1 protein-coding gene and 1 pseudogene are annotated in these 1,688 nt (G+C 29.2%); one reads left to right on the forward strand and one right to left on the reverse strand.

Going from position 1 to position 1,688, the window contains the following annotated elements:
- Positions 1-267: 267 nt before the first annotated feature.
- The gene (locus CLV38_RS13515; RefSeq protein WP_146129031.1) at positions 268-1,521 is read left to right on the forward strand and encodes a hypothetical protein; all 1,254 of its coding nucleotides are present in this window, start codon (positions 268-270) and stop codon (positions 1,519-1,521) included.
- Positions 1,522-1,547: 26 nt separating this feature from the next.
- On the opposite strand, the pseudogene CLV38_RS13520 reads toward CLV38_RS13515, so the two are convergent.
- Positions 1,548-1,688 (reverse strand): annotated as a pseudogene (locus tag CLV38_RS13520) (IS256 family transposase); the annotation flags it as partial.

The raw sequence follows: 1,688 nt of genomic DNA on the forward strand, positions 1-1,688 counted from the left end.
CTATTGAGAGTTAGTGGTAACTTCAATATAACATGAAATTCACATGGCGTTTTTTTATGTTAGCCTAGGTGGCTAACTTCATTATAAAATCCAGCAAATATATTTATAGATAATTTTAATCAAATCCTACATGAATCAGAACCGAAATTTATTGAAAAATATGAGTCTGAATTAGTTAATGCTAATGCGTTTAATTTTACTAATTTGACTCTAGAGTACGGCACTTGGCAAGAACAATATTTGTTAAATATGGTTAATATAAATTTTATGAATAGAAAAATCCAGCCAATGTTTTCTACTAATGATGGTTCTGGGAATCCTGATATAACCATGTGGACTGAAAAAATATTGGAAGATTTGAAAATATATTTTGTAAATGAAGTTTCAGATTTTATAATTGAGACTATTTCTTATGTCCTACATGGTAAAGAGATGTCTGTAGAGGTAAAGACAAGGCATATTGAATTGTTACTTGAATACCTAAAAGACAAAGAGGATTATGAGATAATAAATTGTTCATCATTTAAGATTATCTCATACATTTTTGAAGATAAGTTGACAAGTGATATTTTAGAAAATGAAGAGTATAGAGCACTTCTTGAGTGGATTCATTCTGAAGAAGATATCGATATGATTGAAAGTCTCCTAGAATATAGGTATCCGATTAGTAGGAAACAAAAGAATATATTAAATGAATATTATCGAACAAAATATGAAACAATTGATGAGATAAATGATTTAGCTCTACTTACAAGATATTTAAATGATAAAGATATTGTCAAAGAAATAGATCAAGAATATTTTGAGAAATTGAAGAACAAGTTTAGAAAAATTCTTAATAAAGAGTCGGGGGTAGAGATAGCATCATTATTTATAGATTATATGGGTTTTTTATTTCAACTAAGTAATAATCAAAAAATTGAAAAACAAAATAGGCAAATCGAAATAATTAAAGTTCAAAATCTATGGCAAAAAGATTATTATGAAGAACAGGTTTCAAACTTACATGTTCATACACAAAAGCTGACTATCCCCTCTGCTGAAATTGAGTCTATCAATCAGCTGCTGATAAATAATCCACTTGGTTTCCTTAATAATCTATTTCCGTCTAGTGATGAAAACTTAATTGAAAAAATGCAATCTATATCATCTACACCGCTATATCATATGGTGAGTAAAATTGAAATAAAAGAGCAATTTCCTGAACGAGATGAAATAGATTTAAAAGATAACACTATCGATGAAATACTTGCAGAAAAAATAAATGAGACTTTAAAAACTAGAGGATACAAGTTTCGAAATATAATGAAGGTAGAGGAGTATCTCACGGGGATTCATGAGCAAAAGAAACGTTCATTGACTTACATATCGAATATGATTAATTTAGAAGAGCTCTATAGTAAGATATATCCTCTTTCGGAGTATCCTTTGATAAAGTATCATGATAATATATTAGTAGCACATCTCACACAGTTATTTCCATTACTCGAAATGGGAGTGTCAATAATTATGTGTAAATGAAGTGCTCCTTCTATAAAATCGATTTATTAATTTGTTAATCTTTCAAACATTTTTTCTAGCTCTGCTTCAGCTTGTTGGAAGCCGCGGTGAATCCGTGTCAAAAACTTCTGATTGTACGTATCAAAACGGGAAACCAAAAAGCGATCCATAGATTCTTCATTCTGAAA

It is taken from the genome of Alkalibacterium olivapovliticus, assembly GCF_003003275.1.
GTDB lineage: Bacteria > Bacillota > Bacilli > Lactobacillales > Carnobacteriaceae_A > Alkalibacterium > Alkalibacterium olivapovliticum.